This window comes from Vibrio sp. V30_P3S12P165 (assembly GCF_009904905.1).
Classification (GTDB): domain Bacteria; phylum Pseudomonadota; class Gammaproteobacteria; order Enterobacterales; family Vibrionaceae; genus Vibrio; species Vibrio fujianensis.
Genome location: NZ_WXWH01000059.1, coordinates 58,170 through 74,801 on the forward strand (window position 1 = coordinate 58,170; position 16,632 = coordinate 74,801).

A 16,632-nucleotide genomic window follows, 5' to 3' on the forward strand; every position below is an offset into this window, starting at 1 on the left:
TTATTACACAGTGTATAAAAAATCGAGAGTGAGCTAAATCATTCAATATGAAGAGTAAGGCTCATATCAAGATATTCATTTAAATCAGAGCTATTTGGATGCGATACCCAAACGACTTGAAGTTGCCGGTAGGCGGCAAGTGAGTAACAAATTTGTCTGGAAAAAATTTGTTAAGCCATGACCTCAATTCACAGCGTCTTGTTTATCTATTAATAAAATGGGCAATATCAGGGAAAATCGGTGGTGTATCGAATCGATAAACCGCATGCAGCGTTTGACCGGCATGAAGATAATGAAGTGACTCACATAATTGAGCAGCAAATAGAAAGTCATTATCCATAATTGTTGGGTATTCAGAGAGTTGCTCGACTTGCCCGCTATGAGTTAAATAAAATTCAATGGATTGATTTTGAGGTTGATAATTCACCTCACAAGTCACGTAATCCCCCTCTGTGAGAGCTTGAAGCCCTATGTCTCGTAGCTGATGATAACGACTAAAGCCTTCAGGATCCTCTTTCAGTGACATAGGTAACCGTAATAACCTTTGTTCAATCATATGGGAAAAAAGCTCAGATAAAATTTCACAAAGAAAATCCAAATGGTAACTGGTATGAATAATTCCTTTGAGGAAAACTCGCACTTCGTTCATCACAACCACTTGCTTTAAAACATAGGCTGGAAAATATAGTTCACTTTTACAAGGAATGGGGCTTAATAATGACTCGCTACTGGATGGAATTAATTTCGCGTTAATGACAGGAAAGGACAGCATTAATAACGAAATCGGTACGGGTTCCTCTTTGGAGGAGAATTGCTCAATCGCTTCATACAAACTATCCAATGTTTGATTCTCTGCCTGCTCTGTAAATAATGCTACCAAACGAGATTCACCAAACCGTTCACCTTGCTCACTGATCACATCGACAACCCCTTTAGTACAACAAAGAATTTTTTGTCCTGGCTCTAATTTAAAATGTTTAATATCACAACTAAACGAATTTTCTGCCCGCTCCCCCAAGGGATGATGAGTGGCAACTAATGATTTCACTAATTGTCCAGAAGATGAAAGAATATGCGCACTGGGTAGCCCACCTCCCCACCACGAAACCTCGAATCCATTAGAATGTATTTCAAATACATGCGCCGCGAGGTGGATCCCTTCCGGTAAAAAAGCAACGAGCTTTTGGTTTAATTCAACCACCATTTCGCTGAGAGAACAACCTTGCTCTGCCAATGAGAAAAAGGCACGCGTCACTGGTATATTCGCCATTGCGGCAGGTAACCCTTCAGCATTAGAATCGGCAATCATGGCATACACCCCACCATATAACCGTCGAGCCACTAGGATTAAATCGCCATGAAATAGTGTCGTCGGACTTGAAATCGAGTGAATACCATAGATAGGTTCTATTTGTACGCTCATTTCATCCATTAAACGGTGAAAAATAGATTCTGCAATCGCATATTCTTTCTTTACTCGATCTTGATACCTTTGCAGTTGATCGCGCTGTTGCCTGAGTTGCTTATGCATTTGTGCAATTCTAAAATGCGCTTGTATTTTAGCTAACAAGACGGATCTTTCGACCGGTTTGGGAATGAAATCATCCCCAAATGCAAGACAACGAGAGAATGATTCTGGATCATCTAATACGGTTAGAAATAGGATGGGAATATGGCACTTTGGAAAAGCTCGCCGAATGTCCTGAGCGGTGGTAAAACCGTCTTTTATCGGCATCATGACATCGAGTAGGATAATATCAGGTAGAGAGGTCATTTGCTGCATTACCTGAACCACATGTTGACCATTTTCAAATAGATCAACATGTTGTGTAATGGGGGCCAGCATCATACGGCACAATTCTCGGTTTGTTGCATGATCATCAACGATCATTACTCGCATCACAACGCCTCACTTTTTCTATTGTCCATTATTCAATAATATGCGTACACTCCTGTTCAAAATATAGTTCAGTTTATTTGATGGGGCGAACCGTATTTTTCCCCATCATTGACTATTCCATTCGCTTACATTCAGTGAGTGGTCAGTGCTTTAATCAGTACTGAAGTATCCATGCGTCCCAACCCTTGTGAAGATAACGTCTGATACAGTTGAGCCGTTCTTTCTGTCATCGGTAATTGGATCCCCTGCCGCTGTGCTTCGTCGAGACAAAAACCGAGATCTTTGATCATCCAATCAATCGCAAACCCAAAGTCAAAACGATCTTCCGCCATCGTGATCGCCCGGTTTTCCATTTGCCATGAGCCTGCTGCACCATGTTTTAGACAAGAAACTAAGGTGGCAATATCTAGCCCAGCTTGCTTCGCTAGCACTAATCCTTCTGCGAGGCCATTTAGTACACCAGCAATGCAAATTTGGTTGACCATTTTTGCTCTTTGTCCTTGCCCCACTTCACCCATTAAAACAGATGAACGGCCATAAGCATCAAAAATCGGTTGAAGCTCACTAAACAACGATAAATCACCACCACACATAATCGTTAGCTGGCCATTCTCAGCTCCAGCTTGCCCTCCAGAGATAGGGGCATCCATAAACTGAACACCAACCTTACCCGCCGCCATAGCCACTTCTTGTGCCAGTAGAGCTGAGGTCGTCGTGTGATCGACCAAGATCGCTCCCGGCTTCATATAAGCCAATGCACCGTGCTCATGAGTGGTCATGCTGCGAACATCATCGTCATTGCCCACACAGGTAAGAACAACATCCGCTTGAGCGACGCACTCAGCAACCGAATTTGCCGCTTTTCCTGCATATTGTTTCGCCCATGCTAGCGCTGTCTTTTTTGTTCGATTGAAAACCGTGACATCAAAACCCGCTTTAACGAGATGTCCAGCCATCGGATATCCCATAACACCTAAACCAATAAAACTGACTTTCATACAAACTCCTTGTTAAACCTTCACCACACTGAATCAATAAACCGTCCAATTAATGCGAACCATACAGATCATCTCACCCAACGGCAGAGGCCACTTATAGCGCAAAAGATCGACGTGATTAAATTTATGATGATGGGTGATGATAAGAAAGAATGGTGTAAACAGAAATAAAAAAGCCGAGACAAACTCGGCAATTGATATAACTATGCGATATCCGCGTTGTGATACACTTGCTGAACATCATCGCAATCATCCAGCATATCTAAAAACTTCTGGAATTTTTCTGCGTCTTCGCCACTAATAGCGGTTTGATTTTGTGGAACAAAGGTGATCTCTTCCACATCAATGGTTAGCTCTGGGAATGCATTGGTCAGGGCTGTTTTCGCTTTAAAGAATTCAGTATTCGGCGCAAAAACGGTAATCACCCCATCTTCCAATTCGATATCAGTCACATCGACGTCTTCCATCATCAATGCTTCTAAAACAGACTCTTCATCATCACCCTTGAATTGAAATACCGCCTGATGATCAAACATATGTGCCACTACGCCCGGCGTGCCAATTTTTGCGCCTGTTTTCACAAAACATTGGCGAACATCCTGATAAGTACGGTTACCATTATCAGTTAAACAGTCAACGATCACACTCACCCCACCCGGGCCAAAACCTTCATAGCGAGCGGGTTGATAATCTTCACCGCCACCGCCACTGGCTTTATCAAGTGCTTTTTCAATAACATGTGCTGGTACTTGATCTTTTTTCGCTTTGGCAATCAAATGACGAAGCGACAAGTTCATGTCTGGATCTGCGCCACCATTTTTAGCACATACGTAAATTTCTTTACCATATTTGGAATAAACTTTAATCTTTGCGCCTTGAGTCTTGGCCATAGAGGCTTTGCGCACTTCAAAACTTCTTCCCATTGGGATGTTCTCTCTAGTTCAATTTAATGCGACGGGTAAACAAAAATGGAACATTTTTGTTTAATAATGAACGCTACGCGACACCCATTATTCGTTTATATTTATCCACTGACTGCTGAAACCATGTCTTTTCTTGCTCAGAAACCAGTTTAGAAAGCTGTTTAGTGACGACATCGGGTCCACATTTTGCCTGCTTCATCTTCCAAACTAAAAAAGAAGCTTGTTTATCTAGCTCTATTTTATTTTTCTGCTCTGCATCAAGCAGTGCAAGGTTAAAAGGCATAAGAAAATCTACAATCAGTCAAACGTGCCGCCGAATATAGCATAAAAATGTGCAAAATTCAGAAGCAAAATATTACCTTAACCCTCTAAAATCAACAAAACGACAAAAACAAAGGGTGGCTTATGCCACCCTTATCAATCTGCTCATTAGGGACTTCTAATGAAGTAGACCCAATTCCTTCGCTTCCTCAATAGTTAAGCCGCTTTCACGAATTTCTCGTAGCGTTTCAATACGCCGACGAGCTTCGGCAGACTTAAGGTGTTTCACTGGGCGTTGTGTCTCTACTTCATCCATGAAGTCCCACTTGTTTGTGATATTAGTCATTTCATCATGGTCAATTGAATTTATAGACATTGCAACCTCCGAACAAACCATGCCAAGGACAAGTAATCTGTAGCAAAAGGCTTAAATCTTGTTAAGTAAATTTAAGCTAGAGTGTGACTAAAACGAGAGTTCAAGTATCTAATCAATAAATCACTCAATTATCTTTTGCTCAACCTGAAATATAGCAGTACATTTGAGGAATTATCTTCAAAAAATAAAATCGATCAACCTCTCATTTTTAAGCTTATCACTCCGCACGCACGATCGAGAATTCAGACCAGTAGATCGAAGCAAAATCGCGTAATTCATCGCACAGAAAGAAATAAAAAAACGAGCCCTTATCGAGACTCGTCCACCTTCGCTAAAAACATGGCATTGGTTTAAAGTCATTAGATTTTGCTTACGATCTTATCCACTTAAACCAGCGATCAAAGACCAATAGCCACATCGTCCAAAGCTCGGAATACGGCGTCATCTAGATGCCCTTCATAGACTAATTTACACACTTTTCGGCGTACAGCTAAACCCGAGATCACCCGTTCGATCGATAAGTGTTTATCACAGTTTTGTTTATTATAAAGATCAATCACCTTACTCAGTGTCTCATAAGGAATAATCTCTTCATCGGCTCTTAACCAATCAAGCTTATCTATCAGCTCTAGGCACTCTTCTCGAATCGATGAAGGTGCATGTCCAGTCATTGCTGCTAAAGCCGTTATGCTGCGTTCTAGAGCCTCTGGTGAGGTATACTTAGATAAAGTAATGGTAATCTCGTCAGCATTAATCTCAACCAAATGCTTACGCTGTTTAACTCGACGTCCTAACTTTCCTCGCGGAGAAGGCGCTTTTCTCTGAATCGGTTCAAATTCGCCATCAATAATTTCTGATAACTCATCTAACCTTTGTTTGGATACCATTTCATTTCGCAGCGGGTTAGGTAGGGTTGGAGCCATATTTCGTTTACCCGCATTGGTGGTTTTAGCACGAGAATAACGTAACACCTCTTCAACATTGCATTTTATATCGACCTGATAATCGGAGAGCTTATCCTTTTCAAGCAAACTGGTTATGGTTAAATGGTACCCCCACAAGTTCACTTCAAAATGATCCTCTGTTTTGTCTTTTTTAGCTAAACGTCTCAACTCTCGGATAAGATCCATCGAAAAACGTCGCCACTCAATATTACGAGCTAATTTTTGATTGAGTTCGCTAAGCAACATGACATCCGTGTGGCGGCGTGACATACGGCTACGAAAGTAAGAGTAGAGCTGAAACACCAAGGTGTGTTGTTTTAAGATTTCCGGTGGAAATAGGAAAAAGTAATCACGGGTCATTAATTCTTCAAAAAACGAAGGTTCCCAAACTAGGATATATAAATTAGGTTTGATGCGTATTTCACCATCACTTCCTTCGGTGGGCGCTTCTTCTGAAGCTGTAATGGTACGAGCGAGAAAACGAAAACGATCACTTTTAAACCCTTCAGGCATGTTCTCACTCAACCAACGTCCTGTTAGTTCATGTAATTGAAAGTCGGTAAACTCAATTCGATCAATACTATCTCGGATTGAATCTCTTGCTGGTCCACTGTCTTTTTTACCCCGCAATGACAAAATATCGGTAATGTAGAGTGGGGTTTTGTTGGGAACATATTTAGCATTGAGTTGGTAATCTTCTTGATGATGATCGTGGTACTGTACAGTTAAGGTAAACAGTGCAAAGAGCGTCATCAGATCATCGACAGTCATAATATTTTTTGATGAGCGAGTCTCGATCACAGCACGAGTTCCTGAAATCGAAACCATCGATTTTTGATAATTTTTTCGAGTACGAGGCGGTGCTAAAGCTTGATCAATGATCCCAGCCCAATTGGTTGGTGAAACGACAAATTGATCCGCTTCATCTTTCATGGCTGGTGGTGTATTTAGGCCATGTTCATGCAATAAACGTTGATTAACCTGCGTTTGTGCTAATGCTTTTGAACGTTTACGTTTTTCGGTTTGCTTAACAGACTCTGTCACTAAACTGGTTGATCCAAGTACAGAAATCAATTGGTTTGGGTTAACAAAACGGTGAAGCATGGTTTTTCCTGCTAGACCCTCTTGAAAACGAACGGGAACTTGCTTAAATAAACCAATCGCCACCGCCGCTCTTAGGCGTTGTTGGATTGCAGCTCGAGTGAGTTGGCCATCTGTTGCTTCAATTAGTTCAGTGGTTGAGACTAAGCCATCTTTACTTCTAAAACCACGTAAAGAAATGAGGTTTAACAGTTCAACAATACTTTTTGTGACACCTTTAAAATGCTGATACTGTTCAATCCAATCGACCGCAGCTTCTGAAATTTCAAAAAGATGCCCATCTTTGTGGCTTCTGGGGGCATTGATCAGCAATTTTTCTTCAGCGGTCATCTTCTTTTCCGTTTTGCATTAGCCGTAATATTGCTATGGTTCCAAGAGCATAAAGAAAAAATGATCATAAATAAAGAGAAATTTATTGTTTTTAAATAACTGATCTTTTTGATTATTCTGATCAGTATTGATTAGTATGATCATATGATCTGGTCGCCGCTTTGCTTTTAAGTGGTTGTTTATAAATAATGTTTTTTTTACTGCGCCAGAAGCATGATCATGTCTGTTGCGTAACGATGATCATTGCGTCTCAGTAAGCATGATCAAAGACCACTTGAACGATGATCATCACATATTCGAATTAATGATCAATAGTAGTTAGGAATAATGATCAAGTGGGATTCACAACTTATCCACAGTCTTAAAGCATAATTCGTTTTTATTGTTGGTTTAGAATGCCCTTGCTCTTACTTTTGTATTGGAAGAATGATCAAGAGAGTGATGAATATCGGCTATTTTAAGCGATTAATACTTGAAAAGTGGTTCAAATAACACTTTACACAGCAATATGCTTTTTTAAGATTGTTACTAAAGTTAACGAAAGCATGATCATGGTTATTATTGTGCTTTTCTATCTTTAACAAGGCATTTTGTGCCGTTTTATATCCGATTGATGCTAAACAGCAAGCCTGATTACAATTGACATCTACCGTAAATTATCTTGTTTTTATCATGCTTCCGGGAGATCTATACTACTTGATCATTTTTCCGTGCAGCAATGATCTTTTTTACGTTGATTGCGTTACCCGATTCGATCCATTTATCCCTTGATCATTGTTCCATTGACTCTTTTTTTTACGGAAACATGATCATGAGGATTCCCTTGATCATCGTTCCATACTTAGAATCAGCCCATCTTCTGGGTACTAACAACTGTCTAAGGGTAAGTATTCCTTACTGGGAGGATAAAAAAGCCCATTTCTGTCCATAACAGCTTAAAAATCGAGCTTTTAATGGCTTTATCAGCTGATATGGATTGATTCTATTCAATTGAAAATACATTAGCCGTAGTTTATTGATTGGAACTAATCGTTCCGATGGATTGATCTTATACATCGAGTGGTATTGATTCACTTTTCTCTTCCTTATTTATTCAGTTTACATTGTAAATGTGTGACAGTGTGACATTTTCATTTGATCGCATAATGAGTATTAATCTGCACAATTTTTTAAAAATAAAAACTCAGCATTATGTTAATAATAGGTCAATTGATGCTTGTTTTTCTATTTATTGTGATTGACCTATGAAAGTGAATGTTCACCTTTTTATTGTTTATAATAAAATTTGCTGTACAATTGGATGGATGGGAATCAGTTATGGAAATGACTATGAAAAGAGAACAAACAATAGAGAATCTCTATCGGCTGGCTGAGCAGACTCAGCAGGTTCAAGCCGATCGAATCGAGATTGTATTAGAAGAGCGTCGTGATGAACATTTTCCACCGATGTCGAAAGCGTTAATGGAAACACGTTCAGGGTTGACGCGACGAAAACTTGATGAGGCGATCGCTAAACTAGAGGCTTCTGGCCATCAGTTTACAAAAAATAATGCTAATCACTACTCTATTTCTCTTGCTGAAGCCCATATGCTTATGGATGCGGCGGGTGTGTTGAAATTCCATCAACGCAAAAAGAATACAGAGAATAAGCCTTGGATTATTAATGTGCAAAACCAAAAAGGTGGAACCGGCAAATCAATGACGGCGGTGCATTTGGCGGCTTGTTTAGCACTAAATTTAGATAAGCGATATCGAATCTGCTTAATTGATTTGGATCCTCAAGGCTCTTTACGTTTGTTTTTAAATCCACAAATCAGCTTGGCAGAACACAGCAATATTTATTCAGCGGTTGATATTATGTTGGATAATTTTCCAGAAGGCACCGAGATTGATAAGTCATTTTTACAAAAAAATGTCTTATTACCGACTCAATACCCTAACCTGAAAACTATTTCAGCATTTCCGGAAGACGCCATGTTCAATGCTGAAGCTTGGCAATATTTGTCACAGAATCAATCCTTGGATATTGTTCGTTTATTAAAAGAAAAGTTGATCGATAAAATTGCAGATGAATTTGACATTATCATGATTGATACTGGGCCACACGTTGATCCTTTGGTGTGGAATGCGATGTATGCTTCAAATGCGCTGTTGATTCCTTGTGCCGCCAAACGTTTGGATTGGGCTTCCACAGTCAACTTCTTTCAACATCTACCAACGGTTTATGAAATGTTTCCCGAGGATTGGAAAGGGTTGGAGTTTGTCCGTCTGATGCCAACGATGTTTGAAGATGATAATAAAAAGCAGGTCTCTGTTTTAACAGAAATGAATTATTTACTTGGTGATCAAGTCATGATGGCAACGATTCCGCGTAGCCGTGCTTTTGAAACCTGTGCCGATACTTATAGTACGGTTTTTGATCTAACTACCAGTGATTTTGAGGGGGGCAAAAAGACGTTGGCTACCGCTCAGGATGCGGTACAAAAAAGTGCCTTAGAATTAGAGCGTGTACTGCATACACATTGGACTTCATTGAATCAGGGGTAAATGATAAATGGCAATAAAAACGTCTGAGTTGAATGCGAAGTTATTTGGAAAAGCAGATAAGCGGCGAGCTTCAACACCTCAAGAAGCACAGGCTGCTGCGAAAGCTCAAGCACAAGTGATAGAGTTGGCTGTTGCTGGTGAAGATCTAGTCACTTTTGAATTGATTCGAATTCCGGCCAATAAAATAGAACAAAGCACGGTCGTTTTTGCTCAAAATGCTCGTGAACAGTCGTTTCTTAATGAGCATGCATTAGCTGATATTCTCAATTCGCTACGAGAGCGTGGTCAACAGTTTCCAGCGGTGGGCCGTCGTAAAGATGATGGCAAAATTGAAATTTTAGATGGTAGTCGCCGTCGCAAGTCATGTATTCTCGCTCAACAAGATTTTTTAGTCTATGTTGCTGATAATATTAATACGGAGCATGCAAAATTTCTTTCGGATGTGGCCAATGCGCATAAACCACTTTCATTATATGAGAAAGGAAAAGAGATGCAGGCACAGCTTGACAGCGGTGCTGCAGAAGATCAAAAAGCATTAGCAAAAATGTTTCAATGTAGTGAAGCTTTGGTGAGTGGTGCTTTAAAAGCCGCTTCATTACCGCTTGCTCTGTTACAGGCTTATCCCAATGTCGTTGAGCTTGGGCGACCAACTATTGTGAAATTACACAAACAGTTTAATGAGTTAACTGAAGCACAACAAGCGGAGCTTTTGGCTAAATGCCAGCAACATGATGGGTTTGTTTGGCAGCATTGCCAGTCTCAAGGTGTCGCTCGTATAACTAAAGAGGTCACGGAGACGATAGAAGAATGGATTCAGTCTTTAATTCCACCTAAAAAAGCAGTCAGTAATAAGGTCGAATTGGTCAAAGGTCGAGTTCATTATACGCGGAAAGGAAATCAATTAACGATGAATTTGCAGAAAGTCGATGATCGTTCGATGCAAGAAATTCTTGATTTTATACAACAAAAACTAAGTTAGTCTGCTTAAAGTAGCCCGCCAAAGCGGGCTACTTTAGTTTGATACAGCCCCTTGCGTATTATTGATTACGCAAGCGTTGCCAATATTTGTCGTAGAGAGCTAAAGCTGCTGGCCCGGCATCGTTAATAAACTCCCTTTTTTATCACTTCCTCTGTTGGATAAATATCCCCTTCTTGATTGCGTTGCTGAAGCATAACCTAAGCTATTAACGACCTCCGCTTGGTTTTTAGCTTCAAACATAAAATTGATCAATTTATTCGCTAAGGCTTTATTTTTACTACCCCTCCATTTTTTCACTAGCAGACGAGGGAATGTGGGTGGTGAATGATGCTTGTGCTACCATTATGGCTTCTGTTCTATGATCTGATTTTTTATGGTTGATTTAACGATACAGTTTGGTGAATACATCAAACAACTGAAATCCTCTGTATGTTCGAGCTACTGTCGCCTCGGCTTATATTTTCAAGCGGAAGCGGAATGGAGTCGCACAATGCTCAAACAAGGAGTCAGCCAGCTTGAGAATCCAATGATTTTCCAACTGGGCGGGCCAGCTCTTTTTCCCGATTTAGGCCAAAGCGTTGCTTATAATCAAGGGCAACGCTTGCTTGGGCAAGAATGTGATGTGCTTGTTTGTGACTGTTCTAGTGGATGGGATGCCAATAGTTTTAGCGCCGCATTGGGTACTTTGATTGGCGGGGGCTTACTATTTATTTTTGGCCATGATGAATCAGTCTTTCGTGCTGATAAACGTTGGTTAACTCGTGCGTTACAGCAACTTTTGGTCATCAATAAACAAAATTGGCCAGCTATTCCCACCAGGGATTTGGTGGATCAGCGACATGATTTTACTCAGCAAAATATGGCAGTTGAGCAGATTATTCGAGTCGTAGAGGGGCATCGAAAACGTCCCTTAGTCTTAACGGCGGATCGCGGTCGGGGAAAAAGCAGTGCTTTAGGTATCGCTGTTGCTCGCTTAATGTTATCTCGCTCTCTTTCTATTATTGTCACTGCACCTACCCTTGCGGCTATTGCTCCGGTATTTGATTTTGCGCAGCGTTTATTACCATCAGGACAACATTCAAAAGGTGTCCTGCATTATAAAACATCGGTGCTTCGCTATTTGCCACCCGATGAGATACAGCGTCATCGACCTTCATGTGATCTATTATTGGTCGATGAGGCCGCAGCGTTACCTCTTTCTTTTCTTCAATTATTTGTTGAACAGTATCCTCGAGCTGTTTTCTCGACCACCATTCATGGCTATGAAGGATGTGGGCGTGGTTTCACACTTAAATTTCAACATTGGTTAAAACAAGTTCGTCCGCAGATGCGTCATGTTCATTTAGAGCAACCTATTCGCTGGGCAGCGGACGATCCTTTAGAAGCTTGGCATCGGAAAACCTTTCTGCTTGATAATGAGTTCGAATTTGAACTGATGCATGATGATTCTGAGCCAGTGTTTTATCATGCCGTGACAAAACAAGAGTTGTTGGATCAACCTGATGTATTAAATGCGGTATTTTCTTTATTGGTGAATGCACATTATCAAACCTCCCCTAATGATTTATTTCACCTTTTAGCGGATGACCATATTCAGCTTTTCATTGCCCGTAATCAACGTCATTACTTAGGTTGTCTTTTAGCTATACGGGAAGGACAACTTGATCATAAATTGATTGAACAGATTCAACTAGGAAAGCGTCGTCCCAAAGGACATTTAGCGGCGATAACGATCGCAAATCAGTTAGGTATTTCTCAGGCGGCTCATCAGTCATGTTGGCGAGTGATGCGTATCGCTGTACATCCAGCGAGGCAAAAGCAAGGCTTAGGCAGTGCTTTATTACGTCATTTTATCGAGGTTAATCCTTGTGACTATATTGCGACGAGTTTTGGAGCTACTGCTGAATTGATTTATTTTTGGCAACAGAATCAATTTTATCCGATTAAAATAGGTTCTCATCGTGATCAAGCCAGTGGCTGCTATTCATTGTTGATGGTTTATAGTCAACAGGTTGATTGGCTCGATGAGGCAAGAAAACAATTTATTCCATACCTTCAGTATGCGCTTAAAGATACGTTGCACGCATTAGAGCCAGAATTGGTTCGTGCGTTACTGAACACCGTTGTGTTATCTAACCATGAAAAGATCGCTAATACTTCGCTGCAGGCTCTTATTCATCGTTATTCTCTAGGGGGAGCTAATTATGAGAGTGTGGCGGTTTGGATAGAACAATGGCTGTTGGATATTTTTCATCTTGTTCAGGTTTCTGATTTATTGATCGTTAAAGTATTACAGCAGCATTCATGGCAGTCTTGTGCGCTTCGCTATGGTTATACTGGCCGAAAGCAAATAGAGTATGTACTACGTCAACAACTGAATGATTTAATCGCTGATTTACACTGTAAACTCAAATGATCAACCATAGCGCTATTTACAGTGTAAATTGGCATTGTTTTATTTAACTGATAGTCATAATGATGTTGTAAAGGCATAAAGTTTGATCAAGTCGACAGGTTATTATTTTACAGTTAGCACTTATTGTTAATTATGCCTATTTTATAAGAGAAAGCTTATGTTCATAATCTGACGTTACGAATTACGAATAGAAATGGCTAGGGAGCTGTTCTTTCTTTATTAAAGTTGCGAAAACAAAGGAAGTGAATGGCAAATCAAGAGGTTTAGAAGGGGGAATATTATCAGCGATGCCAACTCTTCGCTGGTAATATATCTTTTGATGCAGGAGAGCACATGTCGATTTCGCGTAGAACTTTTTTAAAGGCTGGCATCGGCGTTGGAGTTGTGAGTGCCGCCGGTGTTGGGTATCGAGAATTATCTAAAGTAACAACAAATGCCAAAATCTTAATTGTGGGAGGAGGGGCCGCTGGAATTGGTATTGCTAACCAATTGGAGCATCATTTGGACGGTGCAACGATAACCGTGATAGAGCCGCGTGGTTTTCATTGGTATCAACCGGGCCAAACTTTGTTACTTGCAGGAGTTTATACACAAGCCAGTGATGTGATCAGTGCGAATGAACGTTTTATTGATACGAGTGTGCGATGGGTTGAAGATTCAGTTGTTGAGTATCAACCTGAGCAGAATCAAGTGGTAACAGAAAATGGCCGAGTGATCAGCTATGATTACTTGATTGTCGCGACGGGGGTTGAACTTCGTTATGACTTAATCGAAGGGTTTGATCCGCAAGAAATCGGCCAAAATGGGATAACCAGCATCTATTACAGCCCACAAGCAGGAATCGCTAGTCATCAACAAGCTCAAACCTTTGCTCATAGTCAAGGAGGGAAAGCGGTGTTTACTCGTCCCCAAGGAGCGATGAAGTGTGCGGGTGCACCAATGAAAGCCACTAATTTGGTGGAGTCTTTTGTTGCTAACGCCGGTCATCGGGACGATTTCGTTTTTGATTATTTTACGTCAGAAAACTTCCTTTTCTCGGTTAAAGTGTTTGACCAGCGAATACGAGAGATTTGGCAGCAGCGCAGTATTGAGCCACATTTTCAGCATACTTTAACGTCGATTGATACCAGTAAAAAACGAGCCACATTTCAACTAGCAGACCAATCGACACACACTGTTGATTGGGACTTTATACATGTTGCTCCCCCTATGACGGCCATTAAAAGCATCAGAGAATCGCCATTGGCAGATAACGAGCAATTTAAGGGGTATCTAGAGGTCGATCAATATACGATGCAGCATAAGCGTTACCATAATGTTTTTGGTTTGGGCGATAATGTAGGTACGCCAATAGGTAAGACAGCGGCGTCGGTTAAAACACAAATTCCGGTGGTGACGCAAAATTTAACGGCGCTGATAACAGATAAGCCCTTAGTTGCGAAATGGGATGGGTATACTTCTTGTCCAATGATCCTAGATGTGGGACATGCGATGTTATGGGAGTTTGACTTTACTCTTCAGCCGATGACAGCGCTACCGTTTGAAGTGGTTGATCCTTTAAAAAGTAGTCGTTTTGCTTGGAAGGTTAAAGAATCGGTGATTAGACCGATTTATGACATGATGCTCCATGGTTATACACCAATGTAGCGTCTTTTTATCCCCTTCCTACTTGAAGCTGCAGGGGTGTTGGGGACGTTCTTTCACCCCAATCACATAGCCTGCCTATGCTCATGGGGATGATGAAAGCCATCCGTGGCTTTCACCAAAGGCCAGCCTACCGCTATTCAAATTTGTTCCAGACAAATTTGTCACTCACTTGCCGCCTATCTGCAGCGCCAAGTGGTTTGGGGATAACACTAAACCCGTTATATCCCCTTAAACTGACTGATCTTTGTCGCTAAATGAGTCATCTGTTTTGCTACCCCGTTCACCGAATGCTCACCTTGTTGGGTGAGTTGTTCCGTGCGGCTACTTTGTTCATTTAAATTCTCGATGCTTTGATTAATTTCCAGTACCGCTGCACTTTGCTCTTCTGCACCTTGAACGATGTGTTGATTCATCGAAAAGAGTGCTTGTAGTGTGGTATTGAGGGACTGAACATCATTGACGGCTTGGTGATGAGTGGTCAAACTGTGTTGGCTATTTTCATGCACAACTTCAATTTGTGTCGTCACTGAATTCGACGCTGATCGCAGCTTATTGATGATGTCTTGAATTTCCGTGGTTGACTCACTGGTGCGCTGAGAAAGTGAACGTACTTCATCGGCAACGACGGCAAATCCTCGACCATGCTCTCCGGCTCTTGCGGCTTCAATGGCCGCATTTAATGCTAATAAATTCGTTTGTTCGGAGATAGAACTAATCACTTCTAGTACGCGGAGAATATTTTCAATATGGCTATTAAGTTGTTGCAGGCTTTGCTGACTGGTTGCCATATTGGAACCCAGTTGTTCAATGTGGTTGAGGCTACTCTGCATCGCAGAGAGGGCATTTTGTAATGAGCTATTGCCTTGTGTTGAAAGCTCTCCAGCATGGTTAGCAAGCCGTGTTGCTTCTTCGGTCCGTTCTGTAATATGTTGACTGGCTTGAGAAATTATCTCTAAAGCGCTGCGTTGTTGTTCAGTTGCTTGATTGGTCTCTTTGGCGTTATGCTTTAATTGTAAAAACGCCACTTGCGATTCAGCGACAGTCTGGTTGACTGAACTTAATGAATCTCGGAATCGCTCAATAAAGAGATTAATTTTCTGTGATAAATTCGCTACTTCTGCGCCATCAAAAATATTCACTTTGTGACTCAAATCGAGATGATGAGCGATATGATCTATCTCATTACTTAGTTGTTGAATCGGTTGAGTTAACGTTGTAACCACAACATGCATAATCACTAAGGCGACAGCGATAAAGATCAACGTAAATAGCAGCGATTGAATAAATTGATCTACGATCGGTGAGGTGATTTGAGATTCAGGAATTTCAACCACCACAAAGCGATCCAAATCGGCTAACCAGTAAGAACCAATCAGATAAGTTTGTTGATTAACGATGGTTTCTGTTATAACCGGTGTGGTTTTCCCTGCGATGATGGCTTGCTGCACTTGACTCGTTGCGTGGTTTGCTAACACAGAGTCATCAGGAGCAACTTGAATTTTTCCATCACTAGATGCCAGCATGGCGCGGCCATTAGAGCCAATCCTAAAACCTTCGATCATATTGACTAGACTACTGACATTGAAACCTAATCCCGCGACCACATAAGGTTGATTGGTTAGAGGATTGATTTGTGTACTACGGTAATTAATAAAAATAACGTATTGGCCACCTACTTGATCTTGGTTCATGTTTAATTCAACGGGCTTGTTTTTACCGAGAAAGTTGGGATAGAAATCTTTAAAGGGATAATCGTTAAGACGAGTGGCTCGATGTTGACCATCATAAGTAAAAATATATTTACCTTCCTCACTATCTAATACGGCAAATGCATTGTCTGCGCCGAGTCGAGCCATTGCATTTTCTAAAGCCTGGTGAGCAACAGCCGGGCGATAGATAGATTGTTGCTGGGCGCTCCAATCTAATAGGCCAGAATGGTGAGCAAGAAAATTTGATCCTGTGATCGCGGGCTGTAACTGATTACTGATTTCAAAAGCGAGTCCGCGTAATTGACTTGGCAGAGTATGCGACTTAAGCTCACTCAATTGATCATTTGATGTACGAATTGCCTGTTGCCCCATCGCAATCAGCGTACATGTGACCAAGATGATAGAGAGAACCCAGTTAATTCTGCGACGAATTGATAGCGTTTTCCAATACATAGCATAAGCCTCATTTATTATTATTAGCCAACTAATAGAGAATAGTGT

General features: G+C 41.0%; 11 protein-coding genes and 1 pseudogene. 4 read left to right on the plus strand and 8 right to left on the minus strand.

Annotation, left to right across the window (positions count from 1 at the left end; translation table 11 throughout):
• Positions 1-202: 202 nt before the first annotated feature.
• The 6 genes from CAG57_RS11990 to CAG57_RS12015 form a co-directional block, all read right to left on the minus strand.
• Positions 203-1,900 (minus strand): SpoIIE family protein phosphatase, encoded by a 1,698-nt coding sequence (locus tag CAG57_RS11990; protein ID WP_161428528.1) that lies wholly within the window; start codon positions 1,898-1,900, stop codon positions 203-205.
• 131 nt (positions 1,901-2,031) lie between these two features.
• The gene (locus CAG57_RS11995) at positions 2,032-2,898 is read right to left on the minus strand and encodes an NAD(P)-dependent oxidoreductase (RefSeq protein ID WP_161428529.1); all 867 of its coding nucleotides are present in this window, start codon (positions 2,896-2,898) and stop codon (positions 2,032-2,034) included.
• A gap of 203 nt (positions 2,899-3,101) precedes the next feature.
• A complete protein-coding gene (locus CAG57_RS12000) occupies positions 3,102-3,821 on the minus strand; it encodes a YebC/PmpR family DNA-binding transcriptional regulator (RefSeq protein ID WP_099610969.1) in 720 nt (239 codons plus the stop codon).
• Between the two features lie 73 nt (positions 3,822-3,894).
• Entirely contained in the window at positions 3,895-4,104 is a 210-nt protein-coding gene (locus CAG57_RS12005) for a DUF3283 family protein (RefSeq protein ID WP_099610968.1), read from the minus strand.
• A 156-nt stretch (positions 4,105-4,260) separates the two neighbouring features.
• A complete protein-coding gene (locus CAG57_RS12010; RefSeq protein ID WP_099610967.1) occupies positions 4,261-4,458 on the minus strand; it encodes a PA3496 family putative envelope integrity protein in 198 nt (65 codons plus the stop codon).
• A gap of 398 nt (positions 4,459-4,856) precedes the next feature.
• The gene (locus tag CAG57_RS12015; protein WP_099610966.1) at positions 4,857-6,833 is read right to left on the minus strand and encodes a replication initiator protein RctB domain-containing protein; all 1,977 of its coding nucleotides are present in this window, start codon (positions 6,831-6,833) and stop codon (positions 4,857-4,859) included.
• Positions 6,834-8,162: 1,329 nt separating this feature from the next.
• Between CAG57_RS12015 and CAG57_RS12020 the strand changes: the two genes are divergently transcribed.
• Both CAG57_RS12020 and CAG57_RS12025 read left to right on the plus strand, forming a co-directional pair.
• Complete coding sequence (locus CAG57_RS12020) at positions 8,163-9,380, plus strand: ParA family protein (RefSeq protein WP_099610965.1); 1,218 nt, start codon at positions 8,163-8,165, stop codon at positions 9,378-9,380.
• A 7-nt stretch (positions 9,381-9,387) separates the two neighbouring features.
• Positions 9,388-10,359, plus strand: a complete 972-nt coding sequence (locus CAG57_RS12025) for a ParB/RepB/Spo0J family partition protein (protein ID WP_161434049.1) — start codon at positions 9,388-9,390, stop codon at positions 10,357-10,359.
• 58 nt (positions 10,360-10,417) lie between these two features.
• On the opposite strand, the pseudogene potD reads toward CAG57_RS12025, so the two are convergent.
• A pseudogene (gene potD, locus CAG57_RS16240) lies at positions 10,418-10,641 on the minus strand (spermidine/putrescine ABC transporter substrate-binding protein PotD); the annotation flags it as partial.
• A 91-nt stretch (positions 10,642-10,732) separates the two neighbouring features.
• Between potD and CAG57_RS12030 the strand changes: the two are divergent.
• Positions 10,733-12,775, plus strand: coding sequence for a GNAT family N-acetyltransferase (locus tag CAG57_RS12030; protein ID WP_161427395.1), 2,043 nt, complete (start codon positions 10,733-10,735; stop codon positions 12,773-12,775).
• A 333-nt stretch (positions 12,776-13,108) separates the two neighbouring features.
• Positions 13,109-14,422, plus strand: coding sequence for an FAD-dependent oxidoreductase (locus CAG57_RS12035; protein WP_099610962.1), 1,314 nt, complete (start codon positions 13,109-13,111; stop codon positions 14,420-14,422).
• Between the two features lie 218 nt (positions 14,423-14,640).
• On the opposite strand, the gene CAG57_RS12040 is transcribed toward CAG57_RS12035, so the two are convergent.
• A partial coding sequence (locus tag CAG57_RS12040; protein WP_237666065.1) for a methyl-accepting chemotaxis protein occupies positions 14,641-16,632 on the minus strand: 1,992 nt, incomplete at its 5' end.